Source organism: Streptomyces sp. NPDC001513 (genome assembly GCF_042894695.1).
In the GTDB taxonomy this organism is placed as follows: domain Bacteria; phylum Actinomycetota; class Actinomycetes; order Streptomycetales; family Streptomycetaceae; genus Streptomyces.
In genome coordinates this window covers 283,936-310,546 of sequence record NZ_JBIAVU010000003.1, presented here as the reverse complement: position 1 = coordinate 310,546, position 26,611 = coordinate 283,936, and the positions used below count along the sequence as shown (strand labels likewise).

The window sequence follows — 26,611 nt, the reverse complement described above, 5'->3', positions numbered from 1 at the left end:
CCCCGGCCACGCGCTTTCATGGACGTATGACGCACACCAGCTGGGCAGTCTTCGAGAAGGCGGAGCCGGAGTTCGCGGCGGCCGTCCAGGCGCGCTTCGCGCAGTACCCGCACCACGTCCTGGCCACCCTCCGCAAGGACGGCTCCCCCCGGGTGTCCGGGCTGAACGTCGACATCCGCGGCGGTGAGCTGTGGCTCGGCATGATGGCGGGCTCGATGAAGGCCAGGGACCTCCAGCACGACCCGCGCTTCGCCCTGCACACCAATCCGGGCGCGGGCGAGGAGATGCCCGACGGGGACGTACGGATCTCCGGGCGGGCGGTGGAGCTGGTGGACCCGCCCGAGCTGCACCGGTACGCGGAGGAGACCGAGACCCCGCACCCGTTCCACCTCTTCTACGGCGACCTGGCGGAGGTCGTCCACATCGGCGTGGAGGGCGATGACCTGGTGCTGCGGTCGTGGACCCCGGCGCGCGGCGTGCACACCGTACGCCGGGGCAACGACGACGAGCCGCCGCGCGAGGACCCGCAGCCGGGCGAGCCGGAGCCGGGCGGCGCGGCCGGCTGAGCCGTTCGGCCGGGAAGAGACGGCCTAGCTGAGCGGGGGCAGGCCGCCGATCGGGCCGAGGGCAGCCGGGTCCACGTCCACCCAGTTGCGGTCGATGTTGATGGTGACCCCGCCGTAGGTGGCGTTGTGGTCGCCGCGGAACTGGTGGGCCCGGCGCGGGCCGGCCCACAGGGCCGTGCCCGCCGGCAGGCCCATGTCGGCGTCGCCGACGGAGGCCGAGAGGTTCCAGCGGGCGGCCCACAGCACGTCCGGCATGGCCTGGGGGGCCTGGTGGTAGTGGGCGCTCAGCGCCTTGACCCCGGAGCTCACCGAGACGTAGGCGGCGGAACGGAAGCCCAGCTCGTGCAGCCGCTCCGTCCAGGCGGTCAGGTAGGCGACGACCGGGGCGTCCCAGGTGGCGCGGTCCGTGTAGTTCTCCAGGTCGTTGTAGAGCACCGTGCCCTCGGGCATGCCGAGGGACCGGGCGGCGTCCACCGCGCCCTCGGCGGCCTCCCTGCCCTGCCCGTTGGCCTCGGAGGGGTCGGTGGACAGGCCGGTGCTGGAGCTGTTCCAGGGCTGCGGCCCGACCCAGATCGGCATCAGGTGCCAGCCCGCGGCGGCCTGCCGCTCGACCCAGCGGGCCGTGAGCCGCGGCTGGGCGCAGGCCCGGGCGCGGCCGCCGATGTAGATGCCGATCGCGCGGAAGGGGGAATCGGCCCGCCAGGTATCCATGGCCTTCTGCGTCGGGGCGGTGCAGGCGTCGAAGCCCTCGCCCTTGAAGGCTTCCTGGACCCCGCGGCGCTCCCCGCCGCCGGGGGCCGCGGCGGGCGTCGCGGGGCGCGGGACGGGGGTGGCCGCGCTCAGGGCGCGGGCCCGCGTGAGGACCCTGCGTACGGCGTCGGGCGCTGCCCCGTACGAGACGGTGGCCATGACCCCGGGCCGGAGCAGGGCGTAGCGCAGCTCGTTGCTGGCGGAGGGGTGGGGGGCTTCGGGCAGTGCGGTGGCGGTCTCCACGGTGACGGTGGGGACGTCGGCGCGTTCGGGAGCCCCGTCGAGGGGTTCGAGGTGCAGGGTGTCGGCGCGGCTGACGACGGCCCGGCCGGCGCATTCGCTCTGGGTACCGGCGTGGCCGAGGTACAGGGTGGGCAGGTCGAGCCGGACGCAGGCGTCGGGCTCCCGGTCCAGGTCGACGACCCGCCAGTCGGCGGGGACGGTGAGGCGCAGCCCGTGGTAGTCGACGGTCTGCCGGTCGGCGGCGGCTACGGAGGACTGGACGGACAGCAGCAGGGCAGCGCCGAGCAGCCCGCTCAGCAGGGTTCGGGTGGGGGCCATGCTGGAGATGGTTACCAGACGATGCGCCCCTCAACTGTGCGGTGAAATAGCCCAGATGGCCCGTCCGGCCCAGGCCGCCTCGTCCGCATCTCGCCGGGCCCGCGGTGCCCCGCGCTCCCCGCCGGCGCTCCTCATCACCCGCACGAGCGAACCGGCCCCGGCCCCGTCGTCCGGCACGTGACGCCCGATGCCCACCGGACGTCGTCCCGTACGCGGCGCCAGCAGAGTCGAGGAGGCGGCCCCCGCCACGGGGAGAGTGGGCGGACGTACCTCGGTGGCGCGTACTCGACCACCGATCGTCAGCCCCTACGACAACCCATCCTCAAGGTCAGCCGGCTAACAGTGATGACCGTCGGGACACTCGGCGAGCAGCACCAGGAGGACCCAGAGGAGAAGAACGAGCGCGCCGGACACCGCCCCCATGACGGCGAAGCGCCGCAGAGCCTGCCGTCGGCTCCCGACGAGCGCCACCACGCACCCCACGGCCGGCGCGGCCACCGCACTGCCCAGAGCGGCCAGCCCGAACACCCTGCCGAACTCGTCCCGCACTTCCGGGACCCCCAACGCGGTGGCGATCACAGGAGTGAACAGAACGAGGGGCGCAGCCCTCCACAAACCACACCAACCCGGCAATCAGCCGATCCACCCGGGCCGACCCATCCCCCGAACGGCGGTCGACAACACGGCGGGTGGATGGCATGCCCCGATCATAAGCAGCCGCCCCACCGGGGACGTGGCGGGCGCTGCGTCTCGCCACAGCTTCCAAGGCCACAGGCCGTATCACCTTACGGCTTGTGGCCTCGCATAACGTGGAGGCGACGGGGCGGACTTCGGGCGCGGGAGGCACTGTGAGCGGCAGCGAGTGGACCAGTCAGTCGATGCCGTATCTGGCGGCGCGCCCGCCCGGCGCACCGGATGCCTGGACGGACGAGGCCGCGGAAGCCGGACGGCGGGGCAGCCAGCGCGTTCTGCACGCGGGCGAGACGACGGCCCCCGCCGCCGTCGCCGTCATGCTCGACCTGACTGCCGGAAGCACGGTCGTGGCACGCCGCAGGCTCATTGAACTCGACCACGCACCGACCGAGTTGACGGACACCTACTATCCCCCGGACATCGCCGTCGGCACCGCTCTCGCCGGAACGGCGAAGATCCGCGGCGGCGCCGTCACCCTCCTCGCCGCCCTGGGGCATGTCGGCGTACGCGTCGTCGAGAAGGTGACGGCCCGGATGCCCGACGACCAGGAGTGCGCACAGCTCCGCCTCGCTCCGGCCGAACCGGTTCTGCAACTCGCCCGCACCACCTACGACTCGGCAGACCGGGCCATCCAGGCGGAGATCATGGTCATGCCCGCCGGACGCCATCAGCTTCGGTACGAGATCAGGATCGGATGACCTTGCCCAGCCACGAAGCCGACGCACTCGACCCGCGGGCGTGAAGCTGCCGTCGACCACACAGCTGAAGGACCGCTTCGACGCCTCCAACGCCACGATCCAGAAGGCCGTGCACCTGCTGAAGGACGAGGGACTCGCGGTCGGGCGGGCCGGAGCGGCGGTGACCGTACGGGAGAACCGGCAGCGGACCGTCCGCCCGGCCGCATCCCTCACGCCGGCGGCCAACGGGGAGGCGTACCCCTGGCTCGCCAACGCCTCGAACCGGCGGTCATCCGTACGCAGCACCCTGCTGTCGGTCGAGGAGGTACCGGTCTCCGGTGACGTCGCCGAGGCCCTTGGCCTGCCGGGCGGCGGGACGGCCGTACGCCGCCGCCAACTGTTCACCATCGACGGTGAACCGGCCGAGCTGGTGGCCTCGTACTACCCCCTGGACATCGCGCGCGGCACCGCCCTGGCCGAGCCGCGTCGGATCCGGGGCGGAACACCGACCCTGTTGACCGGACTCGGCTTCCCGCCGCGCCACAGCGTGGACCGGGTCTCCGCCCGCGTGGCGACGCAGGAGCAGTACACGGCCCTGCGGCTCCCCGGTGAACTGCCGGTCCTGCGCACCCTCCGCACCATCTACGGCGAAAGCGACCGGCCTGTCGAAGTCACCGTCATGATCAAGGCTGGCCACCTCTACGAGCCTCGGTACGAGTTCACACCCGAAGCCTGCCCCGGAACACGCCACAGCGCCCGCCACCCCTGGTCGGGGACGTGGCGGGCGCGGTGTCGGAGTTCCGCACTCCGTTGTGCGGACCGTATGAGGGGCCCCGCCCACGGAGGGCGGGGGTACTGCGGTGGCTCGAGCCCCCGCACCGACGGTCGGAGGCCGGCGCAGCCGGGTGAAGCCCGGGAGGCCGCCCGCGGCCGAGCGGTGCGAGCACGGCGTCGGGAAGGGGCTACACCGTCAGGGAGCGGTCCGTCGGCTTGACCGGGTACGGGAGGGCGCTGGTGCCGGTCAGGAAGCGGTCGACGCCGCGGGCGGCCGAGCGGCCTTCCGCGATGGCCCAGACGATGAGCGACTGGCCGCGGCCCGCGTCGCCGGCGACGAAGACGCCGTCGACGTTGGTCGCGTAGGAGGCGTCGCGCTCGATGTTGCCGCGGGCGTCCAGCGCCAGGGCGAACTGGTCGACCAGGCCGTTGGCCTGGTCGGTGCCCGTGAAGCCCATGGCCAGGGTGACCAGCTGGGCCGGGAGGACCCGCTCGGTGCCCGGCTTCTGCTCCAGCTTGCCGTCCTTGAACTCGACCTCGATCAGGTGCAGGGCCTGGACGTTGCCGTCCTCGTCGCCCGCGAAGTGGGTGGTGGAGACGGAGTAGACCCGCTCGCCGCCCTCCTCGTGCGCCGAGGTGACCTTGTACAGCATGGGGAACGTCGGCCAGGGCTGCCCGGTGGGGCGGTCCTCGGACGGCTTCGGCATGATTTCCAGCTGCGTGACCGAGGCCGCGCCCTGGCGGTGGGCGGTGCCCACGCAGTCCGCGCCGGTGTCGCCGCCGCCGATGACGACCACGTGCTTGCCCTCGGCGGTGATGGGGGGCGCCATGAAGTCGCCCTCCTGCACCTTGTTGGCGAGCGGCAGGTACTCCATCGCGAAGTGGATGCCGTTCAGCTCGCGGCCCGGGACCGGGAGGTCGCGGGAGACCGTGGCGCCCGCCGCGATGACCACCGCGTCGAACCGCTTGCGCAGGTCGGTGGCGGTGATGTCGCGGCCGACCTCGATGCCGGTACGGAACTTGGTGCCCTCCGCGCGCATCTGCTCGATGCGGCGGTTGATGTGCACCTTCTCCATCTTGAACTCGGGGATGCCGTAGCGCAGCAGGCCGCCGACGCGGTCGGCGCGCTCGTACACCACCACGGTGTGCCCGGCCCGGGTCAGCTGCTGGGCCGCGGCGAGGCCCGCCGGGCCGGAGCCGATGACGGCGGCCGTCTTGCCGGAGAGGCGCTCCGGCGGCTGCGGGGTGACGTTGCCGTTGTCCCAGGCCTTGTCGATGATCGAGACTTCGACGTTCTTGATCGTGACGGCGGGCTGGTTGATGCCGAGCACGCACGCCGACTCGCACGGAGCGGGGCACAGACGGCCCGTGAACTCCGGGAAGTTGTTCGTGGCGTGCAGGCGCTCGCTCGCCGCCGACCAGTCGTCGCGGTACGCGAAGTCGTTCCACTCGGGGATCAGGTTCCCGAGCGGGCACCCGTTGTGACAGAACGGGATGCCGCAGTCCATGCAGCGGCCGGCCTGCTCGCTGATGATCGGGAGCAGCGAGCCCGGAACGTAGACCTCGTTCCAGTCCTTCAGCCGGTCGGCGACAGGACGGGTGCAGGCGGTCTCGCGCTGGGTGGTGAGGAAGCCCTTCGGGTCAGCCATGGGTCGCCGCCTCCATCATCTTCTCCGTGGTCTCGGATTCCGAGAGTCCGGCGAGCTCAGCGGCGTCCTTGGCGGCGAGCACTGCCTTGTACGTGGTGGGGATGATCTTGCTGAAGCGGTCCGCCGAGACGGACCAGTCGGCCAGGAGCTTCGCGGCCACGGTCGAGCCGGTCTCCTCCTCGTGGCGGCGCACCACATCGTGCAGCCACTGCTTGTCGGTGTCGGACGGGGTCTCCACCGCGCCCGCGTTGCCGACGTTGACGTTGTTCGGGTCGAGGTCGATGACGTACGCGACGCCGCCCGACATGCCCGCCGCGAAGTTGCGGCCCGTCTCGCCGAGGACGACCGCGGTGCCGCCGGTCATGTACTCGCAGCCGTGGTCGCCCACGCCCTCCGAGACGACCAGGGCGCCGGAGTTGCGGACGCAGAAGCGCTCGCCGGTGCGGCCGCGCAGGAACATCTCGCCGCCGGTGGCTCCGTAGCCGATGGTGTTGCCGGCGATGGTGGAGTACTCGGCGAGGTGGTCGGCGGCGCGGTCCGGGCGGACCACGATCCGGCCGCCGGAGAGGCCCTTGCCGACGTAGTCGTTGGCGTCGCCCTCCAGGCGGAGGGTGATGCCCTTCGGCACGAAGGCGCCGAAGGACTGGCCGGCCGAACCGGTGAAGGTCAGGTCGATGGTGTTGTCGGGCAGGCCCGCGCCACCGAACTTCTTGGTGACGTGGTGGCCGAGCATGGTGCCGACGGTCCGGTTGATGTTGCGGATCGCGATCTGGGCGCGGACCGGCTGGGCGCTCTCGGCGGACTCGGCGTTCAGCGCGTCGGCGGCGAGCTCGACGAGCTCGTTGTCGAGGGCCTTCTCCAGACCGTGGTCCTGCTCGATCAGGGCGTGGCGGACCGCGCCCTCGGGCAGCTCCGGCACGTAGAAGAGCGGCTCCAGGTCGAGACCCTGCGCCTTCCAGTGCGTGACGGCCTTCGTCGTGTCGAGGAGCTCGGCGTGGCCGACGGCCTCCTCGATCGTACGGAAGCCCAGCTCGGCGAGGAGCTCGCGCACCTCCTCCGCGATGAACTCGAAGAAGTTGACGACGAACTCGGGCTTGCCGGAGAAGCGCTCGCGCAGGACCGGGTTCTGCGTGGCGATGCCCACCGGGCAGGTGTCCAGATGGCAGACGCGCATCATGACGCAGCCGGAGACGACGAGCGGCGCGGTCGCGAAACCGAACTCCTCGGCGCCGAGCAGCGCGGCGATGACCACGTCGCGGCCGGTCTTGAGCTGGCCGTCCGTCTGGACGACGATCCGGTCGCGCAGCCCGTTGAGCAGCAGGGTCTGCTGGGTCTCGGCGAGGCCGAGCTCCCAGGGGCCGCCCGCGTGCTTGAGCGAGGTGAGCGGAGACGCGCCCGTACCGCCGTCGTGGCCGGAGATGAGGACGACGTCCGCGTGCGCCTTGGAGACACCGGCGGCGACCGTGCCCACGCCGACCTCGGAGACCAGCTTCACGTGGATGCGGGCGACCGGGTTGGCGTTCTTGAGGTCGTGGATCAGCTGAGCCAGATCCTCGATGGAGTAGATGTCGTGGTGCGGCGGCGGGGAGATCAGGCCGACGCCCGGGGTGGAGTGCCGGGTCTTGGCGACCCACGGGTAGACCTTGTGGCCGGGCAGCTGGCCGCCCTCGCCGGGCTTGGCGCCCTGCGCCATCTTGATCTGGATGTCGTCCGCGTTGACCAGGTACTCGGAGGTGACGCCGAAGCGGCCGGAGGCGACCTGCTTGATCGACGAACGGCGCGCCGGGTCGTACAGCCGGTCCGGGTCCTCGCCGCCCTCACCGGTGTTGGACTTGGCGCCCAGCTGGTTCATGGCGATGGCGAGGGTCTCGTGCGCCTCCTTGGAGATGGAGCCGTACGACATGGCGCCGGTGGAGAAGCGCTTGACGATGTCGGAGATCGACTCGACCTCGTCGATGGAGATCGACGGGCGGTCGCTCTTGAAGCCGAACAGGCCGCGGAGCGTCATGAGGCGCTCGGACTGCTCGTTCACGCGGTCCGTGTACTGCCGGAAGATGTCGTACCGGCGGTTGCGGGTGGCGTGCTGGAGGCGGAAGACCGTCTCCGGGTCGAACAGGTGCGGCTCGCCCTCGCGGCGCCACTGGTACTCGCCGCCGATCTCCAGCGCGCGGTGCGTGGCCGCGATGCCGGAGACGGGGTACGCCTTGGCGTGGCGGGCGGCCACCTCCTTGGCGATGACGTCCAGGCCGGCGCCGCCGATCTTCGTGGCGGTGCCCGCGAAGTAGGTGCCGACGAAGTCCTCGTTGAGGCCGACGGCCTCGAAGACCTGGGCGCCGCGGTAGGAGGCGACGGTGGAGATGCCCATCTTGGACATGACCTTCAGGACGCCCTTGCCGAGCGCGTAGATCAGGTTCTTGATGGCCTGCTCCGGCTCCAGGCCGGTCAGGAAGGTACCGGCGCGCAGGAGGTCCTCGACGGACTCCATGGCCAGGTACGGGTTGACCGCGGCGGCGCCGTAGCCGATCAGCAGCGCGACGTGGTGGACCTCGCGGACGTCACCGGCCTCGACCAGCAGGCCCACCTGGGTGCGCTGCTTGGTGGCGATGAGGTGGTGGTGCACGGCGGAGGTGAGCAGCAGCGACGGGATCGGCGCGTGCTCGGCGTCCGAGTGGCGGTCCGAGAGGACGATGAGGTGCGCGCCGTTCGCGATGGCCGCGTCGACCTCGCCGCGGATCTCCTCGATCCGCGCGGCCAGCGACTCGCCGCCGCCGGAGACCCGGTAGAGGCCGGAGAGCGTGGCGGCCTTCATGCCCGGCATGTCGCCGTCGGCGTTGATGTGGATGAGCTTGGCCAGCTCGTCGTTGTCGATCACCGGGAAGGGCAGGGTGACGCTGCGGCAGGACGCGGCGGTCGACTCCAGCAGGTTGCCCTGCGGGCCGAGCGAGGACAGCAGCGAGGTGACGAGCTCCTCGCGGATGGCGTCCAGCGGCGGGTTGGTGACCTGCGCGAACAGCTGGGTGAAGTAGTCGAAGAGCAGCCGGGGGCGCTCGGACAGGGCCGCGATCGGGGAGTCCGTACCCATGGAGCCGAGGGGCTCGCCGGCCGTACTGGCCATCGGCGCGAGGATGACGCGCAGCTCTTCCTCGGTGTAGCCGAAGGTCTGCTGGCGGCGGGTGACCGAGGCGTGGGTGTGCACGATGTGCTCGCGCTCGGGCAGGTCCGACAGCTCGATCTCGCCGGTCTCCAGCCACTCCGCGTACGGGGCGGCGGCGGCCAGCTCGTTCTTGATCTCGTCGTCCTCGATGATCCGCTTCTGGGCGGTGTCGACGAGGAACATCTTGCCGGGCTGCAGGCGGCCCTTGCGGACGACCTTGGCCGGGTCGATGTCGAGCACGCCGACCTCGGAGCCGAGGACGACGAGGCCGTCGTCGGTGACCCAGTAGCGGCCGGGGCGCAGACCGTTGCGGTCGAGGACCGCGCCGACCTGGGTGCCGTCGGTGAAGGTGACGCAGGCCGGGCCGTCCCAGGGCTCCATCTGGGTGGAGTGGTACTTGTAGAACGCGCGGCGGGCCGGGTCCATGGAGGTGTGGTTCTCCCACGCCTCCGGGATCATCATCAGCACGCTGTGCGGGAGGGACCGGCCGCCGAGGTGGAGCAGTTCCAGGACCTCGTCGAAGGAGGCCGAGTCGGAGGCGTCCGGGGTGCAGATCGGGAAGATCCGGTCCAGCACGCCGTCGCCGAAGGCCTCGGAGGCCAGCTGGGACTCGCGGGCCTTCATCCAGTTCCGGTTGCCCTTGACCGTGTTGATCTCGCCGTTGTGCGCGACGAAGCGGTACGGGTGGGCGAGCGGCCAGGACGGGAAGGTGTTCGTGGAGAACCGCGAGTGGACCAGGGCGAGCGTCGAGGCGAAGCGACGGTCGGAGAGGTCGGGGAAGAAGGGCTCCAGCTGGCCGGTGGTCAGCATGCCCTTGTAGACGATGGTGCGCGCGGAGAGCGACGGGAAGTAGACCCCGGCCTCGCGCTCGGCGCGCTTGCGCAGCACGAAGGCCTTGCGGTCCAGCTCGATGCCCGTCGTCCCGTTGGACACGAACAGCTGGGAGAAGGCCGGCATGGTGGCGCGGGCGCCGTTGCCGAGCAGGTCCGGGGTGACCGGGACCTCGCGCCAGCCGAGGACCGTGAGGTTCTCCTGGGCGGCGATGGCCTCGATCTGCTCCACGGCGACGGCCTGTGCGGTGCCGTCGGCGGGGAGGAAGGCGATGCCGACGGCGTACGCGCCGGCCTCGGGGAGCTCGAAGCCGGCCACCTCGCGCAGGAACGCGTCGGGGACCTGGCTGAGGATTCCGGCGCCGTCGCCCGAATCCGGCTCGGAGCCGGTCGCGCCGCGGTGCTCGAGGTTCCGCAATACGGTCAGGGCCTGCTCAACGAGGGTGTGGGTGGCCTCGCCGGTGAGGTTCGCCACGAATCCGACGCCACAGGCGTCCTTCTCGTTGCGCGGGTCGTACATGCCCTGCTGGGCGGGGCGACCGTCCATGGGCGACCAGGCGGTGGTGCTGAGGCCGGTCGCGGAGTGCGTGGATGCGGAACGCATCGGCTCTCCCGTCGTCGTCGTGGCATATGTGCATAGCCGAGGGACGACGTTGGCCCTCTGCGAAATTTCGTGCAGATTACATGATGACGACAATCCCGAGAAGCGGATACGTCATTCCAGCATGCGGACACTGCACGAAGCAGAAAGAGGGGACTTTCGCGGCGTTCCGCGGACGGACGCAGACCGGCGCGGCACGAGGCGAAGGTCCCGGATGCAGGGCGGGCATCGTTGCCCGGAGCCCTGGTCTGATTCCCGGCGGACACAGGATCGAAACCGCCGAGTAACGGACTACTTATGTGACGCTCTGCATAGTGTCTCACTCTCGGTCCGGTCAGCCTATGGCTCCGCCGATCCAGGTTCCCAGGATGTACGTCACACCGGCGGCCGCGCCACCCAGGACGAGCTGGCGCACACCGCTGTACCACCAGGACCGGGCGGTGACCCGGGAGACCACCGCGCCGCACGCGAAGAGCCCGACCAGCGCGAGCAGCACCGCGGGCCACAGGGCGGTGGCGCCGAGCAGGTACGGCAGTACGGGGAGCAGCGCGCCCAGCGCGAAGGAACCGAAGGACGAGACCGCGGCGACGAGCGGCGAGGGCAGGTCGTCGGGGTCGATCCCGAGCTCCTCGCGGGCGTGGATCTCCAGCGCCTGCTCGGGGTCGCGGGACAGCTGCATGGCGACCTCGCGGGCGAGCACGGGCTCGACGCCCCGGGAGACGTAGAGCTCGGCCAGCTCCTCCATCTCGTCCACCGGGTGCTTGCGCAACTGCTGCCGCTCTATGTCCAGTTCGGCGAGGACCAGCTCGCGCTGCGAGGCGACGGAGGTGTATTCGCCGGCCGCCATCGAGAAGGCGCCGGCCGCGAGGCCCGCCAGTCCGGTGATGACGACGGTCTGCGGGGCGACGGCACCGCCGGCCACGCCGGTCATGAGGGCGAGGTTGGAGACGAGTCCGTCCATGGCACCGAAGACGGCCGGCCGCAGCCATCCGCCGTTGACATCGCGGTGGGTGTGGTTGTCCCGGTGCGCGGTGTGCAGCGGTGCTTCGATGTCGATGATGGACATGATGAGATATCTCCCCATTTGTGCCAACGGGCGCCGCGAGACACCCCGCTCCCCCTGAACACCTCGAAACTACGCACGATTTCTGCTGCCCGCCAGCAAGGAAGGCCGTACTTACCTGCGGTTTTGTGGGTCGGCGACCGGGTGACGACAGGGTTCGCGGGGTGTTTTGCGACGAGCGACAAACCACATGCCGTGGCACAAATCCCCCAAGGGCTCATGATGAGCCCCATCCAATGTGGGAGAGGCGCGCCATGGAGCCGGTGAAGCTGATTGCATGCAATCCGCAGGTCCTCCTCGAACGGGCCAGGGGCGCTCTTCTCGGGCTCGCGGTGGGCGACGCGCTGGGCGCCCCCGCGGAGAACATGAAGCCGTCGGAGATCCGGGCGAAATGGGGTCGCATCGAGGGCTTCGTGTCGGAGGACCCGGCGGGCACGGACGACACCGAGTACGCGATCTTCTCCGGGCTGCTGCTGGCCCGCCACGGCTCGGCGCTCACGGTCTCCCACGTCGAGCGGGCCTGGCACCACTGGATCGCGGACCTCGACGAAGGCCCGTTCCGGGGCGCCGGCTTCTCGGAACGCGGCACGCTGGAGAACCTGCGCCGGGGGCTCGCGGCCCCCATCTCCGCCCAGCACCGGCACGCGTGGTCGGACGGTCTCGCCATGCGGGCGGCCCCGTTCGGCGTCTTCGCGGCGGGCCGGCCCGCCGAAGCGGCCCGGCTCGTCGCCATCGACGGCTCGGTCAGCCACGACGGCGAGGGCATCTACGGCGGCCAGGCGGTGGCGGCGGGCGTCGCGGCGGCGATGGCGGGCGGCTCGCCCGCCTCCGTCGTCTCGGCGGCCCTGTCGGTCATCCCGTCCGACTCGTGGACGGCCCGCTCCCTGCGCCGGGCGGTCACCGCCGCCCCGCGCGGGGAACGGGCCGTGCGCTCGGCGGTGGTCATCGGCGGCTACCCGTGGACGGACCTGGCCCCCGAGGCCGTCGGCCTCGCCTTCGGCGCCTTCGCCGCCTGCCGGGGCGACTTCCCCTCCTCGGTCCTGACCGCGGTCAACATGGGCCGCGACGCGGACACCACGGCGGCGGTGGCGGGCGCCCTGTCCGGCGCGATGTCGGGGGCCGCCGCGATCCCCGCCGCCTGGTCCTCGGCCATCGGCCCGGTCCGCGGCAGCTGCCTCCCCTCGATGCGGGGCTACCACGTCCTCGACATCGCGGACCTCCTCACCCCCGAATACGAGGCCCCCCGATGACGCCCCCGTCCCCCACCCCACCACCCCCCGGCCCCCACCCGCGCACAACGCTGGCCGAGGCCGACGGGAACCGGGGAACCCGGAGCCCACACCCGGAGCCGAACCCGGCGGCGCCACAGGAGCCCGGCGCCCCGCCGCGCGCAGCGCTGGCCGAGGCAGACGGGAACCGGGGGGCCGGGGGCCGGGCCCTCGCCACAGGCGAAACCTGGGCCGCGGCCGGAGCGGGGGGCGGGCCCCTGGTCGAGGCGGCGCGCGGGTGGGCCGGTGAGGCGGCCGTCGGGGTGCTCGGCGCCGGGCCGGGCCTCCGTATCACCGGGGTCCGTATCGTCGAACGGGCCCCCGTGACCACCGAGCCCCCCACCGGCGCACCGCGGATCGTCGAGCCGGCCCCCGCCCCCGCCAAGCCCCCCGCAGGGGCACCGCGGCCCGCCGCGCCGGCGGCCCCCGCACCCGCACCCGCCGAGCCCCCCGCAGGGGCCCGGCGGATCGAGGGCCTCCTCCTCGGCCTCGCCGCAGGCGACGCGGCCGGGTGGCCCGCCGCCCGCCACCGCGCCAGCCGGATGCCCGAGTGGACCCGCCGGCTCACCCGCGAGCTCGACACCTTCGCCGAGCAGAACGCCACCACCACCCTCCCCGTCCCCATCGCCCTCAACCAGCCCCCCGAACCCCTGCGCCTCGGCCCCTCCGACGACGCCGAGTGGGCCGCCTTCGTCGCCGAGTCCGTGCTCACCGCCGCCGGCGTCCTGCTCAGCGACCTGTCCCGGTCCCGCCGGATGCGCGCCGCGATCGACCTCGCGTGGAACGCCCTGGCCTCCGAGGTCGCCGCGGCAGCGGAACGCGCGCCCGAGGTCGAGTCCGCCGTCCTCCCCCTCCGCGCCCGGATCTCCGTACGCGCCGGCCTCGGCAACCTCGCCACCGGCCTGCGCCCGCCCGCCACCGGCCACGACAACCCGCACTACTTCGACGACGCCGCCTGCATCCGCGCCTGTGTGCTCGCCGTCGTCCACCCGGGCGACGCCGCGGCCGCCGCCGACCTCGCCGAGTTCGACGCCCGCTACACCCAGGACGGCGACGGCGTCCACGGCGCCCGCGCCATGGCCGCCGCCATCGCCACCGCCCTCACCACCGCCGACGTCGACGCCGCCGTGGAGGCCGCCCTCGCCCAGCTCCCCGGGGCCACCGAGATCGGCCGCAACGCCCGCCACGCCGTGAACCTCGCCCGTACCCGCACGGACGGCGGTGGCGCCTTCGCCATCGTCCCCATCCTCGAACACGAGATCGTGGACCACGTCTACAGCTACGGGATCGCCGCAGCCGAGACCGTCCCCGTGGCCCTCGCCCTCGCGACCGCCGCCCGCGGCAGGGTGACCGAGGCCGTCCCGGCGGCCGCCTGCCTGTCCCGCGTCGCGGACTCCGCCCCCGCCCTCGCCGGCGCCCTCACCGGCGTGCTCGGCGGCGGCGATTCGATCCCCGCCGCCTGGCGCGAGGCCTGCCGCACCCTCTCCGGCTGCGCCCTCCCCCGCCTCGCAGGCACCGACCTCGTGGAACTCGCCGCGCTCCTCGCGCGCACGGAACTCACCTCACCCAAACCTCAGGGGATGATTCGGACATGACGCTCACGTTGGAGGACCGGGCCTGCGGCGCCCTCGTCGGAGCCGCCGTCGGCGACGCGCTCGGCGGCCCGGTGGAGGGCTGGACCCCGGACCAGATCGTGGAACGGCACGGCGGCCGCGTGCACGGCATCGTCGGCCCGTGGCACGAGAACTGGCGCACGGCCCGCCCCATCGCCCCGTACCACAAGGGCGACGGGCACGTCACGGACGACACCTTGATGACGCACGCGCTGGTCCGCGTGTACGAGGCCGTACGGGACCACCTCGACTCCCACGCGATCGCCGAGCACCTGGTCCCCGACCTCATGAACAACCCGCGCTGGATCCCCGAACTGGAGGCCGAGGCCCTGCCGTTGCAGCGGATCTTCCTCGCCGAGAAGTGGATCGTCACCCGGCTGCACTACGCGCACGTCGACCCCCGCGAGGCCGGCAGCGGCAACATCGTCAACTGCGGGGCGGCGATGTACATGGCCCCGGTGGGCCTCGCCAACGCGGGGAACCCGGCGGGCGCGTACGCGGAGGCGCTGGACATCGCCGGCGCGCACCAGTCCTCGTACGGGCGGGAGGCGGCGGGCGTGTTCGCGGCGGCGGTGGCGGCCGCGTGCGTGCCCGGCGCGACGGCCGCCTCGGTGGTGGACACCGCCCTGTCCCTGGCCAAGGACGGCACGCGCGCCGCGATCGCCGCCGTCCGCGAAGCGGCCGCCGGGTACCGGGACTTCGAATCGGCGCTGGCCCCGCTGCGGGCGGCGGTGGCCCTGTACGACTCGGTCGGCCCGGACTACCGCGCCCCCTCGCTCGATGCCCGCCGCCCCTCCCGGCTGCACTCCATCGAGGAACTCCCGATCGCGCTGGGGATGCTGCTGGTCGCGGACGGCGCGTACGAGGCCTCGGTACTCGGCGCGGTCAACTACGGCCGCGACTGCGACTCCATCGCCACCATGGCGGGTGCGATCGCCGGGGCCCTGGGCGGCGAGGCCGTGGTCCCGGCCGTCTGGGCCAAGCAGGTCGCCGAGGCCAGCCGCCTCGACCTGCACGCCCCGGCGGCGGCGATGGCCGCCGTGGCCCGGGAGGTCTTCGCCCTGGACAGGGACCGCCGCCGGGCCCACGAGTCGGCCTTCACCGCGATCTCGGCCGCGCGGTGACGGCGTCCGCGGCCTGCGCCCCGGACTCCGTCCGGCTCACGTGGGCCCAGCCCGAGGACCTCGTCGGGCACGAGCTGCGCCAGGCGGCCGAGGACGGCCGGAACCCGGAGCCCGCCCGGCGCGCCTGGCTGTCGGCGGGCGGCAGCCCGGCCCCGGACCGCGCCGGCGCCTCCCCGGCCCCGGCCGCACCGGAACTCCGCGCCCTCGCGATCGGTCTGCTGGACGAACTCGCCGCCCAGAAGTCCCCCCTGGCCACCGCCGAACCCCAGTCCTGGAAGAGGATCGTCACAGCCTGCCCGAACTGGCCCCCGGCCCCCGCCCGGACCCCCGACAGCCCCGCCGGCCGGAGCCGGGAACCCGGCGCGGACGGCCTGTCCCCGCACGCAGGCGCCCCTGCCACGGACCAGGGCTCCGCCCAGCCCGGGCACGACGCGCAGAGCCGGCCGCAGGGTGCCCCCGGCGAAGACGCCTCGGCCGCAGGACCGGACCCCGCCCGGGCCGGGCAGGACCTGGACCTGCGGACCCGGCTGGAAGCCGCCTGGCTGGGGCGGGCCGTCGGCTGCCTGCTCGGCAAGCCCGTCGAGAAGCTCCCCCTGGAGGGGATCCGGGCGCTGGCCCGCGCCACCGGCAACTGGCCGCTGAACGACTGGTTCAGCGCACGCGGCGTACCGCCGGAGGTGCTGGCCGCGTACCCCTGGAACCGCCGCTCCGCCCCCACGTCGCTCGCCGAGAACATCGACGGCATGCCCGAGGACGACGACCTCAACTACCCCCTGCTCGGCCTGGTCCTCCTCCAGCGCCACGGCAAGGGCTTCACCACCGCCGACGTCGCCCGCCTCTGGCTCGACGAACTGCCCGCCGGGCGGACCTTCACCGCCGAGCGCATCGCGTACCGCAACCTCCTGCTCGGCCTGGAGCCGCCCGCCACCGCCACCCACCACAACCCCTTCCGCGAATGGATCGGCGCCCTCATCCGCGCCGACGTCCACGGCTGGACCAACCCGGGCGACCCGGGCGCCGCCGCGGCCCAGGCGTACCGGGACGCCGTCCTGACCCACACCGGCAACGGGGTCTACGCCGCCCTCTTCATCGCGGCCGCCACCGCCGAGGCCGCCACCGGCCGGGCGGACGTCCACACCGCGCTCCGGGCCGGGCTGGCCGTCGTACCGCCCCGCTCCCGCCTCGCCGAGGCCGTCCGCCTCGGGATCCGGGCGGCCGCGGACGAACCGGACTTCGACCTCGTCGTCGACCGGCTGCACGCGCGCTACGGGCACTACCACTGGGTGCACGCCGTCCCCAACACCGCCCTGATCGCCGCCGCCCTCACCCACGCCGACGGGGACTTCACCCGTTCCGTCTGCCGCGCCGTGTCCGGCGGCTGGGACACCGACTCCAACGGGGCCACCGCCGGCGCCCTCGCCGCGCTGGTCACGGGCTCCCCGAACGCCCTCCCGGACCGCTGGACCGCCCCCCTCAAGAACCGTCTCGCCACCACCGTCCCCGGCTTCGACGGCATCGGCTTCGACACCCTCGCCCACCTCACCGCACAGGAGGCAGCACGCTCATGACGGCAATCGCCGTGCTCGGCAGTACGAACATGGACCTCGTCGCCTACGTCCCCAAGGCCCCCCGCCTCGGGGAGACCGTCACCGGCCGGGCCTTCCGCACGGTCCCCGGCGGCAAGGGCGCCAACCAGGCCGTCGCCGCCGCCCGTTCCGGCGGGGAGGTGGTGATGATCGGCGCGGTCGGGACGGACGAGTTCGGCGTACGGCTGCGCTCGGCGCTCACCGCCGACGGGATCGACACCGCGGGCCTGCGGACCGTCGAGGGCGCGAGCGGCACCGCCCACATCACCGTGGACGACGAGGGCGGCAACAGCATCATCGTCATCCCCGGCGCCAACGCCCGCGTCACCGGTCTGGAGGCCGGGGACGAGGCCCGGATCGCCGCCGCCGGCGCCCTCCTGCTCCAGCTGGAACTCCCCCTCGGCGCCGTCCTCGCCGGCGCCCTCGCCGCCCGCGCGCACGGCGTCCGTACGGTCCTCACCCCGGCCCCGGCCCAGCCGCTGCCCGCCGAACTCCTCGCCGCCACCGACCTCCTCGTGCCCAACGAGCACGAGGCGGCCGCCCTCACCGGCCTCACCGACCCCGGCCAGGCCGCCGAGGCGCTGCTCCACGACGTGCCCGAAGTGGTGATCACCCTCGGCGCGGCCGGCGTCCTGTACGCCGCCCGCGGCCGGGAACCCCTCTCCGTGCCCGCGCCCCGGGTCCGGGCCGTGGACACCACCGCCGCCGGGGACACCTTCGTCGGCGCCCTGGCCGTGGCCCTGGGCGAGGGCCGGCCGATGCCCGACGCGCTGCGCTGGGCCTCGGCGGCGGCCGCGCTGTCCGTCCAGCGCACCGGCGCCCAGGACTCGATGCCGACCCGCACCGAGACCGACGCCTTCGCCACGGCGCGACCCGGAGCCGCCTCGTGACCCCCGACGGGGCCGGGAGCGTGCCGGGGCGATCCCCGCAGGGCGCCGAACGCACCGCCGCCGCGCTGTCCGACCCCGGGCACGCCCGGCCCGGGCAAGGGCCGCTGGAGGGGCTGCGGGTGCTCGATCTGGCCACCCTCTTCGCCGGGCCGCTCGCCGCCACCCTGCTCGGCGACTTCGGCGCCGAGGTCGTCAAGGTCGAGCACCCCGGCATCCCCGACCCCTCCCGCGGCCACGGCCCCGCCAAGGACGGCATCGGCCTGTGGTGGAAGCTGCTCGGCCGGAACAAGCGGACGATGACCCTCGACGTGTCCACCCCCGGCGGCCGGGACACCCTGCTGCGCCTCGCCGCCACCGCCGACGTGGTCATCGAGAACTTCCGCCCCGGCACGCTGGAGAAGTGGGGCCTCGGCTGGCCCGAGCTGTCCGCCGCCAACCCGCGCCTCGTCCTGGCCCGCGTGACGGCCTTCGGCCAGGAGGGCCCGTACGCCCACCGCCCAGGCTTCGGCACCCTCGCCGAGGCGATGAGCGGTTTCGCCGCGATCACCGGCGAACCGGACGGGCCGCCGACCCTGCCCCCCTTCGGGCTCGCCGACTCGATCGCCGCGCTGACCACCGCGTACGCCGTGATGACGGCCCTGGCCGGGCGCGACCGCACCGGGCACGGCCAGGTCGTGGACCTCGCCATCATCGAGCCGATCCTCACGGTGCTCGGCCCGCACCCGCTCTGGTACGACCAGCTCGGCTACGTCCAGCCCCGCACCGGCAACCGCTCCGCGAACAACGCCCCCCGCAACACCTACCGCAGCGCCGACGGCCGCTGGCTGGCGGTGTCCACCTCCGCGCAGTCCATCGCCGAGCGGGTCGTACGGCTGGTCGGCCGGCCGGAGCTGATCGCGGAGCCCTGGTTCGCGACGGGCGCGGGGCGGGCCCGGTACGCGGACGTCCTGGACGACGCGGTCGGCGGCTGGATCGCCCGGCACAAGGCCGAGGAGGTCGTCGCCGCCTTCGAGGAAGCCGAGGCGGCCGTGGCCCTGGTGTACGACATCCGGGACGTGATGGCCGACCCCCAGTTCGCGGCCCTCGACACGGTCACCGAGGTCGAGGACCCGGAGCTGGGCCCGCTGCGGATGCAGAACATCCTCTTCCGGCTGTCCGAGACCCCCGGCGGGATCCGCTGGGCCGGCCGCCCGCACGGCGCGGACACCGACGAGGTCCTGACCGAGCTCGGGCTGACCCGGGCCGAGATCGCCGCGCTGCGGACCGAGGGGGCCCTGTGATCCTGACCTGGCTGTACGCACCCGGCGACCGCCCCCAGGTGGTGGCCAAGGCCCTCGGCTGCGGGGCGGACGCCGTGATCGTCGACCTGGAGGACGCGGTACCGGTCTCCCGCAAGGAGTACGCCCGGGCCGCCACCGCCGAACTGCTCGGCGAGCGGCCCCCGGTCCCGGTGCACGTCCGCGTCAACGCCCTGGACTCCCCCTGGGGCGGCGCCGACCTCAATGCGCTCGGCGGGCTGCGCGGGCTCGCGGGGCTGCGGCTGCCCAAGATCAGCGCCCCGGAGCAGATCGGCGCCGTCGCCGACCGCACCGGCGGGGTCAGCCTGCACGCGCTGCTGGAGTCGGCGCTGGGCGTGGAGCGCGCGTACGAGATCGCCCGCGCGCACCCCGCCCTGCGCGGGCTCTCGCTCGGCGAGGCGGACCTGCGGGCCGATCTGGCCGTCAGCGCGGAGGCGGGGCTGGACTGGTGCCGGTCGCGGGTGGTGGTGGCGGCCCGTGCGGCGGGGCTGGCGCCGCCGGCCCAGTCGGTGTTCCCGGACATCCGGGACCTGGAGGCGCTGGCCGGCTCCTGTGCGCGCGGCCGGTCCCTCGGCTTCTTCGGCCGGGCGGCGATCCACCCGCGCCAGCTTCCGGTGATCGAGCGGGCCTATCTCCCGGCGCCGGAGGAGGTCAACGCGGCCGTGGAGGTGCTGAGCGCGGCCCGGGCCACCCCGGGGGCGCTGGCCCTGCCGGACGGGCGCTTCGTCGACCCGGCGGTGGTGGCGGGCGCGCACCGCACCCTTGCGCTCGCCGCGCGCATGGCCGCCCGCTGACGTTGGCCGCCGCCGTCCGGGCTCCGCCCGCACCCCGTGCAGTGCCCCGCCGAGAGCGGGCGCGGCGCCGCGTCTCAGGGCTCCGCCCCGAACCCCGCGCCTCAAACGCCGGCGGGGCTGAATGGTGCGGCGAGGCTGGGGGCGGGGCGGTTCGGTCAGCGCTTGCCCGGTTCCGGGGTCTTGGCCTCGGCCTTGGGTTCGTCCTTGGTCTCGGACTCGGACTCGATTTCGGCCGGGGCGTCCTTCGTCAGGACCGGGGTCTTGGCCGGGGTGTCCGCGTCGGCCGGAGCCGCGTCGCTGCCCTCGGCGCCGGAGGCGACCGGTTCGACCACCTTTTCCCGGCCCGGCCGCAGCTTCGCGGACAGCACCAGGTAGACCACGGCCAGGACGAAGACCACGATCGAGGTCCAGACGTTCAGCCGCAGACCCAGGATGTGGTGCGCCTCGTCGACCCGCATGTACTCGATCCAGCCGCGGCCCACGCAGTACGCGGCGACGTACAGGGCGAAGGCCCGTCCGTGGCCGAGCGTGAAGCGGCGGTCGGCCCAGATGACCAGCAGCGCGACGCCGATGCACCACAGCGACTCGTACAGGAAGGTCGGGTGGTAGGTGCCCGCGTCCCGGTTCGGGCCCGCGGTGATCTGCACCGCCCACGGCAGGTCGGTGGCCCGGCCGTACAGCTCCTGGTTGAACCAGTTGCCCCAGCGGCCGCAGGCCTGGGCCAGGGCGATGCCGGGGGCCAGGGCGTCCGCCCAGGCCGGCAGCGGGATCCCGCGCAGCCGGCAGCCGATCCAGGCACCCACCGCGCCGAGCGCGATCGCGCCCCAGATGCCGAGGCCGCCCTCCCAGATCTTGAAGGCGTCGACCCAGTTGCGGCCCTCGCCGAAGTACAGCTGGTAGTCGGTGATCACGTGGTAGAGGCGACCGCCCACGAGGCCGAACGGCACCGCCCACACGGCGATGTCCGCGACCGTGCCCGGCTTGCCGCCGCGCGCGATCCAGCGACGGTTGCCGAGCCAGACGGCGACAAAGACGCCGATGATGATGCAGAACGCGTAGCCGCGGAGCGGGATCGGTCCGAGATGGATCACGCCGGTCGACGGACTGGGGATGTAAGCAATGTCCATGGCAGACATGACGCTACCCTGCCGGGCGGTGCGTACGGCAACCGCCCGGCAAGACGAAACCAAATCCAGACATGGACCGGCCGGTCATCGGGGCTCCGTCAGTCCCCGGCGGAGCCGTTCGGGGAGCTGGTGGAGGAGCCGGTGGAGGAGCCTGTCGACGAGCGGTTCGCGGAACCGGTTCCCGACGTCTTCGTGGCCGACGGCGAGGCCTTCGCTCCGGCCTTCGTCCCGGATCCGGTCGACGGCGAGGCCTTCTCCGCCCCCGTGTCGGCCCCGGTTCCGCCGGAGCCCTTGGCCGCCGCTTCCACCTGCGCCTTCAGCTTCTGCGGGGTCACCGGATTGGCCTCGTCGGCGAAGATGTTCTTGCCGTCCAGCAGCACGGTGGGCGTGCCCCGGAACTTCCCGGCGATGAACGCCTCCTGCGACTTGCCCACCCAGCTGTTGTGGGTGCCGTCCTCGACGCACTTGCGGAACTCGGGGGTGTCCAGCCCGTTGACCTTGCCCGCCAGTTCCAGCAGCTTGGCGTTCTTGCCGTAGGCGTCGTCGACCTCCTGCGGCTGGTTCTGGAAGAGGACGTCGTGGTACTCGGTGAACTTGCCCGCGTCCTGCGCGCAGGCCGCCGCATTCGCCGCCTTCAGCGAACCGCTGCCGCCCATGTTCCCGTCGATGAGCCTGACCAGGTGGTAGTCGACCTTGAGCAGGCCCTTGGCCTCCAGCTCGTGGATCGTGTCCCGGTAGTTGTCCTCGAAGGACTTGCAGGCGGGGCAGCGGAAGTCCTCCCACACGGTGAGGGTGGACTTCGCCTCGGGCTTGCCCGTCTGGATGGCGAGGGCGTCCTTGCCGGTGGCCCCGGACGGGGCGACCACCGGGCCCCCTTTGGAGCTGCCGCTCTTGCCGGTGTTGGCCGCGATCACGCCGACGACGGTCGCCAGGCCGAGGACGCCGACCACCGCCGACGCCACGATGAGGGTCCGCCGGCGCTTGTCCCGGGTCTTCTGCCGCTGGCGCTCCTCCTGGAGTCGCTCCCGGGCCGATCGTTTCGTCGCATCGCGGTTGGCACCGTCGTTCTTCTCGCTCACGTTCGGCCAAACGAAGCAGGGAGGCACTCGCGTGCCTCCCTGCCCCCATTTCCACCCGATCGGGCTACAGAACCCGATCACAGGTCCGTACCTTCGATCGAACGCGCGTCGTCAGCTCCTGCGGACGCCTTCCGCGAGCTCGCCCGCGAGCGCCCGCACGGCGTCCAGCCCGGCGGGCAGGTCCGGGGCGTCCAGCAGGAGCTTCACGAAGGCCGAGCCGACGATCACCCCGTCGGCGAAGCCCGCGACCTCCTTGGCCTGGACGGCGTTGGAGACGCCGAGGCCGACGCAGACCGGCAGGTCGCTGGTGGCGCGGGTGCGGCGCACCAGGTCCTCGGCCTGGTTGCCGACGGACTCACGGGTGCCCGTGACACCCATCAGCGAGGCGGCGTAGACGAAGCCGGAGCCGGCCGCCGTGATGGTGGCCAGCCGCGCGTCCTTGCTGCTGGGAGCGACGACGAAGACGGTCGCCAGACCGTGCTTCTCGGCGTGCTCGCGCCACAGCGCGGACTCCTGCACCGGCAGGTCCGGGAGGATGCAGCCGGCGCCGCCCGCCGCCGCGAGCTCGGCCGTGAACCGCTCGACGCCGTAGCGGTCGATGGGGTTCCAGTACGTCATCACGAGGACCGGGGTCCCGGTGGCCTCGTGCGCCTCACGGACCGTACGGATCACGTCGGCGATCTTGACTCCGCCGCGCAGGGCGATGTCGTCGGCGGTCTGGATGATCGCGCCGTCCAGCACCGGGTCGCTGTGCGGGAGGCCGATCTCGACCACGTCCGCGCCGCCCTCGATGACGGCCTTGACCGCCTCGATGGCGCCGTCGACGGTGGGGAAGCCCGCCGGGAGGTAGGCCACGAGCGCCGCCCGGTCCTCGGACTTCGCCTTCGCGAGGGTGTCGCTCAGCAGCTGGAGGTTTCCGGTGCTCACTTGTTCTCCCCCTCGCCGTCGTACAGCCCGAAGTAGCGGGCCGCCGTGTCCATGTCCTTGTCGCCGCGGCCGGACAGGTTGACGACCAGCAGGCCGTCCTTGCCCAGCTCCTTGCCGAGGTCCAGGGCGCCCGCGAGGGCGTGCGCGGACTCGATCGCCGGGATGATCCCCTCGGTGCGCGACAGCAGGCGCAGGGCCTGCATCGCGGCGTCGTCGGTGACCGCCCGGTACTCGCCGCGGCCGGAGTCCTTGAGGTAGGAGTGCTCCGGGCCGATGCCCGGGTAGTCCAGGCCGGCCGAGATGGAGTACGGCTCGGTGATCTGGCCCTCCTCGTCCTGGAGGACGTAGGAGCGGGAGCCGTGCAGGATCCCGGGCTCGCCGGCGGTCAGCGTGGCCGCGTGCTCGCCGGTCTCGACGCCGTGCCCGGCGGGCTCGAAGCCGACCAGGCGGACGTCGGCGTCCGGGATGAAGGCGTGGAAGAGGCCGATGGCGTTCGAGCCGCCGCCGACGCAGGCCGCGACGGCGTCGGGCAGCCGGCCGGCGCGCTCCAGGATCTGGCGGCGGGCCTCGACACCGATGACCCGGTGGAAGTCGCGGACCATGGCCGGGAAGGGGTGGGGGCCGGCGACCGTACCGAAGAGGTAGTGGGTCCGGTCCACGTTGGCGACCCAGTCGCGGAACGCCTCGTTGATGGCGTCCTTCAGCGTCCGGGAGCCGGACTTCACGGCGATGACCTCGGCGCCCAGCATGCGCATGCGGGCGACGTTCAGCGCCTGGCGCTGGGTGTCGATCTCGCCCATGTAGATCACGCACTCGAGGCCGAAGAGCGCGCAGGCGGTGGCGGTGGCCACGCCGTGCTGGCCGGCGCCGGTCTCGGCGATGACCCGGGTCTTGCCCATGCGCTTGGTGAGCAGCGCCTGGCCCAGCACGTTGTTGATCTTGTGCGAGCCGGTGTGGTTCAGGTCCTCGCGCTTGAGGAAGATCCGGGCGCCGCCGGCGTGCTCGGCGAAGCGGGGCACCTCGGTGAGGGCGCTGGGCCGGCCGGTGTAGTTGACCATCAGGTCGTTGAGCTCGGCCGCGAAGGCCGGGTCGCCCTTGGCCTTCTCGTACTCGACGGCGACCTCGTCCACGGCGGCGACGAGCGCCTCCGGGATGAACTTGCCGCCGAAGTCGCCGAAGTAACCCTCGGCGTTGGGAACGTGACCCTCCGGGTCCGGAATGAAGAACTCGCTGGACATGTGCCAGTGCTCCTACGGGTGCGAGATGCGGCGGGGTGGATTCACCGTATGGCGCCGCCCGCAAGTAGCGCGCACACCCCGCTGGGGGATGTCGCGCGTACGGTGCGGAGCGGCCCGCGTCCGGAGCCGGCGGCCCGGACGGCAGGCCGTACGGGAGCTGCGCGCGGCACGGTACGTCTCGCGTACCGGGCCACGGCGGCCCTCGTTACAGCGCGCCTCCGCGGCGCCATCGCATGCCGTTGACCTGACCGGGCTCGGAGCCGATCACGTACCGGACCCGCCGCCCGTGCACGCGCCGTGCCGGGGCGCGGCAGCCGCGGGGGCGGCAGCCGCGCGCCAGGGGCGCGTGCGCCGTCGGCACGCCGGCCAGGCGGGAGCCGGACCGGGTGCGGACGGAGGGACGGTCGTGGGCCATGGGGACGGGTCAGCTCCGCCCGTGGCGCAGGGCGGGGTGGGCGCCGGCGGCGACGAGGTCGGCCACGGCCGCCTTCGGGTCGCGGCCGGTCACCAGGGACTCCCCGACGAGGACGGCGTCGGCGCCCTCGTTGGCGTAGGCGATCAGGTCGTGCGGCCCGCGGATGCCGGATTCGGCGACCTTGACGATGTGGGCCGGAATCTCTCCGACGACGCGCTCGAAGGTGGAGCGGTCGACCTTGAGGTCCTTGAGGTTGCGGGCGTTGACGCCGATGATCTTGGCGCCGGCGGCGACCGCGCGCTCCACTTCCTCCTCGTCGTGGACCTCGACGAGCGGGGTGAGACCGATGGACTCGGCCCGCTCGATGAGGGAGACGAGGGCCTCCTGTTCCAGGGCCGCGACGATCAGCAGCGCGAGGTCGGCGCCGTAGGCGCGGGCCTCCCAGAGCTGGTACGCCGTGACGATGAAGTCCTTGCGCAGGATCGGGATGTCCACGCGGGCGCGAACGGCCTCCAGGTCGGCCAGCGAGCCGCCGAAACGACGCTGCTCGGTGAGGACGGAGATGACCGCCGCACCGCCCGCCTCGTAGTCGGCGGCGAGCCCGGCCGGATCCGCGATCGCGGCCAGCGCGCCCTTGGAGGGGCTGGAGCGCTTGACCTCGCAGATCACCTTGACGCTGTCGCCGCGCAGGGCAGCGACGCCGTCCTTGGCCTGGGGCGCCTTGGCGGCACGCTCCTTGAGCTCGTCGAGGCTCACGCGGGCCTGCCGTTCGGCAAGGTCTTCGCGGACCCCTTCGATGATCTCGTCGAGCACACTCACGCGAGCGGCCCCCTTCCGGGTCGATGACGGTCGGCCGCCCTGCAGACACGTACAACTGCAAGGTCGGCAATTCAAATGGTATCCGCAGGAGGCCTGGCCCTCCGCACGTGGTTGACGGCGTCCCAGTACCTGGACATCCGGAACCCGGCCTTCATATGGGCTGCTCAAGGGGCTCTGGGCGGTCAGGGGGCCAGCATCGAGCCGAAAGAAAGATTTCGGACGACGACGAAGACCAGGGCCAGCACGCCGAGCCCCCACCAGTACGGCCGCCGCATGACGATCCTGGGGACCGGGCCGCCGCGGAAGGCGCGGACCAGCCACAGGGCCATGAAGCCGGCGAAGACGAAGTAGCCGGTGACGGCGAGGGCATTCGCCCCGAGGGCCGTGACCAGATCGCCGTGGGCGAACGCGTGCGCGCTGCGCAGGCCGCCGCAGCCCGGGCACAGGACCCCGGTCAGCCGGAACAGCGGGCAGACCGGATAGTGGCCCGGCTCATTGGGGTCCACGGTGCCCACGTAGGCGAAGGCGGCGACGGCACCGGCCAGGTAGGACGCCGGGACGGCGAGCCTGCGCGCCCGGGACCGCCGTGGCGCGGCCGGAGCGGGGGGCACCGGGTGCGCCGGGGGCGGTCCCGGCGGCAGGACATCGGGGGTGCGAGAGGCGTCCACCAGCTGATTCTCTCCGGTCATGACAAAAGGCGCAGCCCGGCGGGGCCACGCCTTTCGGCCGTGCTGCGTCTCGTCGCGCACCTCGTCGGTCGCGCTCAGACCTTGGCGGGGACCTTGTTGGCGGCGATGACCTCGGCGAGGTCCTTGTGGGCGGCCTTCGGCGCGCCCATGCCCGCGGCCCTCATCGCCATGCCCACGACACCGCCGAGCGCGACGACGACGAGACCGGCCCAGAAGCCGACCGGGTTCGCGATCACCATGAAGGCGCCGGAGATGCAGAAACCGATGAAGGCGATGATGACACCGGTCCAGGCGGCCGGGGTGTGTCCGTGGCTAGTGCCCGCCATGAGTTGCTCCTCGTTGCTCTGTCGCGCTGCTGTGTCGAACGTGCGGTCTGTGTCGAACGCTCGGTGCTCATTGTCCCGCACCGGACGGCCCGGCCGTCCA

General features: G+C 73.0%; 22 protein-coding genes and 1 pseudogene. 10 read left to right on the top strand and 13 right to left on the bottom strand.

Annotated features, from left to right (window positions below; translation table 11 throughout):
- Nucleotides 1-26 precede the first annotated feature (26 nt).
- Complete coding sequence (locus ACFYZ4_RS07945; RefSeq protein ID WP_390783341.1) at nt 27-566, top strand: pyridoxamine 5'-phosphate oxidase family protein; 540 nt, start codon at nt 27-29, stop codon at nt 564-566.
- 24 nt (nt 567-590) lie between these two features.
- Here ACFYZ4_RS07945 and ACFYZ4_RS07940 read toward each other — a convergent pair whose 3' ends face one another.
- Complete coding sequence (locus tag ACFYZ4_RS07940) at nt 591-1,877, bottom strand: DUF1906 domain-containing protein (protein ID WP_390783340.1); 1,287 nt, start codon at nt 1,875-1,877, stop codon at nt 591-593.
- A 336-nt stretch (nt 1,878-2,213) separates the two neighbouring features.
- A complete protein-coding gene (locus ACFYZ4_RS07935; protein ID WP_390783339.1) occupies nt 2,214-2,456 on the bottom strand; it encodes a hypothetical protein in 243 nt (80 codons plus the stop codon).
- 269 nt (nt 2,457-2,725) lie between these two features.
- Here ACFYZ4_RS07935 and ACFYZ4_RS07930 point away from each other — a divergent pair, with 269 nt between their 5' ends.
- Both ACFYZ4_RS07930 and ACFYZ4_RS07925 read left to right on the top strand, forming a co-directional pair.
- Nucleotides 2,726-3,268 (top strand): UTRA domain-containing protein, encoded by a 543-nt coding sequence (locus ACFYZ4_RS07930; protein WP_351292014.1) that lies wholly within the window; start codon nt 2,726-2,728, stop codon nt 3,266-3,268.
- A pseudogene (locus tag ACFYZ4_RS07925) lies at nt 3,237-3,974 on the top strand (GntR family transcriptional regulator); the annotation flags it as partial. The gene ACFYZ4_RS07930 and the pseudogene ACFYZ4_RS07925, both read left to right, overlap by 32 nt.
- Nucleotides 3,975-4,209: 235 nt before the next feature.
- Here the strand turns inward: ACFYZ4_RS07925 and ACFYZ4_RS07920 are convergent.
- The 3 genes from ACFYZ4_RS07920 to ACFYZ4_RS07910 all read right to left on the bottom strand — a co-directional run bounded on the left by ACFYZ4_RS07920 (nt 4,210) and on the right by ACFYZ4_RS07910 (nt 11,321).
- Nucleotides 4,210-5,670, bottom strand: a complete 1,461-nt coding sequence (locus ACFYZ4_RS07920) for a glutamate synthase subunit beta (protein WP_390783338.1) — start codon at nt 5,668-5,670, stop codon at nt 4,210-4,212.
- A complete protein-coding gene (gltB, locus tag ACFYZ4_RS07915) occupies nt 5,663-10,201 on the bottom strand; it encodes a glutamate synthase large subunit (RefSeq protein WP_390783439.1) in 4,539 nt (1,512 codons plus the stop codon). Before gltB ends, ACFYZ4_RS07920 begins: the two co-directional genes overlap by 8 nt.
- A 388-nt stretch (nt 10,202-10,589) precedes the next feature.
- Complete coding sequence (locus ACFYZ4_RS07910) at nt 10,590-11,321, bottom strand: VIT1/CCC1 transporter family protein (protein WP_390783337.1); 732 nt, start codon at nt 11,319-11,321, stop codon at nt 10,590-10,592.
- A gap of 260 nt (nt 11,322-11,581) precedes the next feature.
- On the opposite strand from ACFYZ4_RS07910, the gene ACFYZ4_RS07905 reads away from it, so the two are divergent.
- The 7 genes from ACFYZ4_RS07905 (at nt 11,582) to ACFYZ4_RS07875 (ending at nt 19,891) form a co-directional block, all read left to right on the top strand.
- Complete coding sequence (locus ACFYZ4_RS07905; RefSeq protein ID WP_384341974.1) at nt 11,582-12,568, top strand: ADP-ribosylglycohydrolase family protein; 987 nt, start codon at nt 11,582-11,584, stop codon at nt 12,566-12,568.
- A 341-nt stretch (nt 12,569-12,909) separates the two neighbouring features.
- Entirely contained in the window at nt 12,910-14,181 is a 1,272-nt protein-coding gene (locus tag ACFYZ4_RS07900; protein ID WP_351292024.1) for an ADP-ribosylglycohydrolase family protein, read from the top strand.
- Nucleotides 14,178-15,323 carry an ADP-ribosylglycohydrolase family protein gene (locus tag ACFYZ4_RS07895; protein WP_390783336.1) on the top strand — a complete coding sequence of 382 codons (1,146 nt, stop codon included), beginning with the start codon at nt 14,178-14,180 and terminating at the stop codon, nt 15,321-15,323. The genes ACFYZ4_RS07900 and ACFYZ4_RS07895 overlap by 4 nt, the downstream gene beginning before the upstream one ends.
- On the top strand, nt 15,320-16,891 hold the full coding sequence (locus tag ACFYZ4_RS07890; protein WP_390783335.1) for an ADP-ribosylglycohydrolase family protein: 1,572 nt from the start codon (nt 15,320-15,322) through the stop codon (nt 16,889-16,891). Before ACFYZ4_RS07895 ends, ACFYZ4_RS07890 begins: the two co-directional genes overlap by 4 nt.
- On the top strand, nt 16,888-17,799 hold the full coding sequence (gene rbsK / locus ACFYZ4_RS07885) for a ribokinase (protein WP_390783334.1): 912 nt from the start codon (nt 16,888-16,890) through the stop codon (nt 17,797-17,799). Before ACFYZ4_RS07890 ends, rbsK begins: the two co-directional genes overlap by 4 nt.
- A 65-nt stretch (nt 17,800-17,864) precedes the next feature.
- Nucleotides 17,865-19,079 (top strand): CaiB/BaiF CoA transferase family protein, encoded by a 1,215-nt coding sequence (locus ACFYZ4_RS07880; RefSeq protein WP_390783438.1) that lies wholly within the window; start codon nt 17,865-17,867, stop codon nt 19,077-19,079.
- A complete protein-coding gene (locus tag ACFYZ4_RS07875) occupies nt 19,076-19,891 on the top strand; it encodes a CoA ester lyase (RefSeq protein ID WP_351292032.1) in 816 nt (271 codons plus the stop codon). Before ACFYZ4_RS07880 ends, ACFYZ4_RS07875 begins: the two co-directional genes overlap by 4 nt.
- Before the next feature lie 155 nt (nt 19,892-20,046).
- On the opposite strand, the gene lgt is transcribed toward ACFYZ4_RS07875, so the two are convergent.
- The 8 genes from lgt to ACFYZ4_RS07835 form a co-directional block, all read right to left on the bottom strand.
- Nucleotides 20,047-21,018, bottom strand: a complete 972-nt coding sequence (lgt, locus tag ACFYZ4_RS07870; protein ID WP_351292034.1) for a prolipoprotein diacylglyceryl transferase — start codon at nt 21,016-21,018, stop codon at nt 20,047-20,049.
- A 98-nt stretch (nt 21,019-21,116) separates the two neighbouring features.
- Nucleotides 21,117-22,097 (bottom strand): DsbA family protein, encoded by a 981-nt coding sequence (locus ACFYZ4_RS07865; RefSeq protein WP_390783333.1) that lies wholly within the window; start codon nt 22,095-22,097, stop codon nt 21,117-21,119.
- Nucleotides 22,098-22,208: 111 nt separating this feature from the next.
- A complete protein-coding gene (gene trpA, locus ACFYZ4_RS07860) occupies nt 22,209-23,024 on the bottom strand; it encodes a tryptophan synthase subunit alpha (protein ID WP_390783332.1) in 816 nt (271 codons plus the stop codon).
- The gene (trpB, locus tag ACFYZ4_RS07855) at nt 23,021-24,262 is read right to left on the bottom strand and encodes a tryptophan synthase subunit beta (protein WP_351292040.1); all 1,242 of its coding nucleotides are present in this window, start codon (nt 24,260-24,262) and stop codon (nt 23,021-23,023) included. The genes trpA and trpB overlap by 4 nt, the downstream gene beginning before the upstream one ends.
- A 205-nt stretch (nt 24,263-24,467) precedes the next feature.
- The gene (gene trpM / locus ACFYZ4_RS07850) at nt 24,468-24,677 is read right to left on the bottom strand and encodes a tryptophan biosynthesis modulator TrpM (RefSeq protein WP_390783331.1); all 210 of its coding nucleotides are present in this window, start codon (nt 24,675-24,677) and stop codon (nt 24,468-24,470) included.
- A gap of 9 nt (nt 24,678-24,686) precedes the next feature.
- Entirely contained in the window at nt 24,687-25,496 is an 810-nt protein-coding gene (gene trpC / locus ACFYZ4_RS07845; RefSeq protein WP_214932893.1) for an indole-3-glycerol phosphate synthase TrpC, read from the bottom strand.
- A gap of 182 nt (nt 25,497-25,678) precedes the next feature.
- Nucleotides 25,679-26,185 (bottom strand): DUF2752 domain-containing protein, encoded by a 507-nt coding sequence (locus ACFYZ4_RS07840; protein ID WP_384341984.1) that lies wholly within the window; start codon nt 26,183-26,185, stop codon nt 25,679-25,681.
- Nucleotides 26,186-26,259: 74 nt separating this feature from the next.
- On the bottom strand, nt 26,260-26,511 hold the full coding sequence (locus tag ACFYZ4_RS07835) for an HGxxPAAW family protein (RefSeq protein WP_351292046.1): 252 nt from the start codon (nt 26,509-26,511) through the stop codon (nt 26,260-26,262).
- Between the last annotated feature and the right edge of the window lie 100 nt (nt 26,512-26,611).

What these genes read in the sequence shown, in the direction of transcription:
- ACFYZ4_RS07920 (WP_390783338.1), bottom strand. Translation starts at nt 5,670, where the DNA reads ATGGCTGACCCGAAGGGCTTCCTCACCACCCAGCGCGAGACCGCCTGC.
- trpB (WP_351292040.1), bottom strand. Translation starts at nt 24,262, where the DNA reads ATGTCCAGCGAGTTCTTCATTCCGGACCCGGAGGGTCACGTTCCCAAC.
- ACFYZ4_RS07895 (WP_390783336.1), top strand. Translation starts at nt 14,178, where the DNA reads ATGACGCTCACGTTGGAGGACCGGGCCTGCGGCGCCCTCGTCGGAGCC.
- ACFYZ4_RS07940 (WP_390783340.1), bottom strand. Translation starts at nt 1,877, where the DNA reads ATGGCCCCCACCCGAACCCTGCTGAGCGGGCTGCTCGGCGCTGCCCTG.
- ACFYZ4_RS07840 (WP_384341984.1), bottom strand. Translation starts at nt 26,185, where the DNA reads ATGACCGGAGAGAATCAGCTGGTGGACGCCTCTCGCACCCCCGATGTC.
- ACFYZ4_RS07835 (WP_351292046.1), bottom strand. Translation starts at nt 26,511, where the DNA reads ATGGCGGGCACTAGCCACGGACACACCCCGGCCGCCTGGACCGGTGTC.
- gltB (WP_390783439.1), bottom strand. Translation starts at nt 10,201, where the DNA reads ATGGACGGTCGCCCCGCCCAGCAGGGCATGTACGACCCGCGCAACGAG.
- lgt (WP_351292034.1), bottom strand. Translation starts at nt 21,018, where the DNA reads ATGGACATTGCTTACATCCCCAGTCCGTCGACCGGCGTGATCCATCTC.
- ACFYZ4_RS07945 (WP_390783341.1), top strand. Translation starts at nt 27, where the DNA reads ATGACGCACACCAGCTGGGCAGTCTTCGAGAAGGCGGAGCCGGAGTTC.
- rbsK (WP_390783334.1), top strand. Translation starts at nt 16,888, where the DNA reads ATGACGGCAATCGCCGTGCTCGGCAGTACGAACATGGACCTCGTCGCC.
- ACFYZ4_RS07910 (WP_390783337.1), bottom strand. Translation starts at nt 11,321, where the DNA reads ATGTCCATCATCGACATCGAAGCACCGCTGCACACCGCGCACCGGGAC.
- trpM (WP_390783331.1), bottom strand. Translation starts at nt 24,677, where the DNA reads ATGGCCCACGACCGTCCCTCCGTCCGCACCCGGTCCGGCTCCCGCCTG.